This is a genomic window from Kitasatospora sp. NPDC057512 (assembly GCF_042802135.1).
Lineage (GTDB): Bacteria > Actinomycetota > Actinomycetes > Streptomycetales > Streptomycetaceae > Kitasatospora.
Genome location: NZ_JBHVET010001132.1, coordinates 1 through 1,783, shown reverse-complemented (window position 1 = coordinate 1,783; position 1,783 = coordinate 1). Strand labels below are relative to the sequence as shown.

Annotated in this window: 2 protein-coding genes; one reads left to right on the top strand and one right to left on the bottom strand. The window is 71.8% G+C overall.

Features of this window, described 5'->3' with window-relative positions; translation table 11 throughout:
• Positions 1-72: 72 nt before the first annotated feature.
• Entirely contained in the window at positions 73-909 is an 837-nt protein-coding gene (locus ACFU6K_RS38305) for an alpha/beta fold hydrolase (RefSeq protein ID WP_380671182.1), read from the bottom strand.
• 249 nt (positions 910-1,158) lie between these two features.
• Here ACFU6K_RS38305 and ACFU6K_RS38300 point away from each other — a divergent pair, with 249 nt between their 5' ends.
• Positions 1,159-1,713, top strand: coding sequence for a Dps family protein (locus ACFU6K_RS38300; protein WP_380671180.1), 555 nt, complete (start codon positions 1,159-1,161; stop codon positions 1,711-1,713).
• Positions 1,714-1,783: the final 70 nt, after the last annotated feature.

Here is a 1,783-nt window from a genome sequence, read left to right as displayed (position 1 = left end):
GGCCTGGGACCGGCGACGGCGGTACCGACGACGGGGCGGACGGCCGCGGTCGGGGGAGGGCGGCCGTCCGGGTCACTTCGCGAGGAAGGCGAGCAGCGCGGTGTTGACCTCCTCGGCGTGGGTCCAGAGCAGGCCGTGCGGCGCGCCCTCGATCTCCACGTACTCGGCGGAGGGCAGCGCGCGGTGGAACGGCCGGGCCGTGTTCTCCACCGGCAGGATGCGGTCGCCGGTGCCGTGCAGGATCAGGGTGGGGACGTCGATGCGCGGGATGTCGGCGCGGAAGTCCGTGTACCAGGTGGTCGGGGCGGCCGAGGCGGCGAAGGAACCGCCGCTCGCCGCGACGTCCCAGCTGTTGCGGACGGCCTCCTCGCTGATCCGGCTGCCGAGGTTCTCGTCCAGGTTGTAGAAGTCCTGGTAGAAGGCGGTGTAGTAGGCGTACCGGTCGGCCTTCACGGCGGCGACGACGCCGTCGAAGAAGTCCTGCGTGGCGGCGCCGTCCGGGTTGTCGTCGGTCTTCAGCAGGAACGGCTCCAGGGAGGCCAGGAAGGCGACCTTGGCGATGCGGGCCGAACCGTAGGTGGACACGTACCGGGCGACCTCGCCGGTGCCCATCGAGAAGCCGACCAGCACGGCGTCCCGCAGGTCCAGGGTCTCCAGCACGGTGTTGAGGTCGGCGGCGAAGGTGTCGTAGTCGTAGCCGGTGGTCGGCTGCGAGGACTGGCCGAAGCCGCGCCGGTCGTACGTGATGACCCGGTAGCCGGCGTCCAGCAGCTCGGCGCTCTGCCGCTCCCAGGAGTGCCCGCTCAGCGGGAAGCCGTGGATCAGGACAACGGGCTGGCCGGTGCCGTGGTCCTCGTAGTAGAGGTCGATGGAGGCGGAGTTCTCCTGGCCAACGGTGATGAACGGCATGGTCTTTCCTGTCTCTCGGTCAGCGGGTGGCTGCGATGGGGCTCACGCTAGGGGCGGCGGTCGCCGGCCGGTTGCCTCGGAGAGCACCCGGTGTCGCCCGAGAGTGCTCCGGTGGCCCGGTGTCGCACCCGGGCCCAACTCCCGTCCCGGTGCACGGAAGGAACGCAGGCGGTGCGCCGTCGGAACAGGCCGGGGGCCCGCGCGTTCCTAGCCTGATCCCCGAACAACCCGGCCATTCCCAGGAGCACCATGAGCAGCCAGCCACACCTCCACCAACACGCGGCGGAGATCCAGGAGTTCGGCACCGTCACGCAACTGCCGATCGCGCTCGCCCACGACGTCCGGCAGTACTCGTGCCAGCGGCTCAACCGCGTCCTCGCGGACACCCAGTTCCTGTACTCGCTGTACAAGAAGTGCCACTGGGGCATGCGCGGGCCGACCGCCTACCAGCTGCACCTGCTCTTCGACAAGCACGCCAGGGAGCAGCTGGAGCTGGTCGACGCGCTCGCCGAACGGGTGCAGACGCTCGGCGGCGTCGCCGTGGGCGACCCCCGGCACGCCGCGCTGATCACCGGGGTGCCGCGCCCGCCGGACGGCGCGGAGGACGTGCACTCGATGCTCTCGCGCCTGCTCGACGCCCACGAGACCATCCTCGCCGACGTCCGCGACGCCGCCACCCGCACGGCGGGGCTCGGGGACGACGGCACCCAGGACCTCCTGGTCTCCCAGATCATCCGCACCGGCGAGACCCAGGTCTGGTTCCTCGCCGAGCACCTGGTCGTCACCCCCGAGACCGGGGCGTGACCGCGGGCCGGGACCGGTCGTCGGCGGGCCCGGCCCGCTCAGTGCCGGGACCGTTCGTCGGCGGGCCCGG

Excerpts from the sequence above, each read along its gene's own strand:
- ACFU6K_RS38300 (WP_380671180.1), top strand. The coding sequence starts at position 1,159 with ATGAGCAGCCAGCCACACCTCCACCAACACGCGGCGGAGATCCAGGAG.
- ACFU6K_RS38305 (WP_380671182.1), bottom strand. The coding sequence starts at position 909 with ATGCCGTTCATCACCGTTGGCCAGGAGAACTCCGCCTCCATCGACCTC.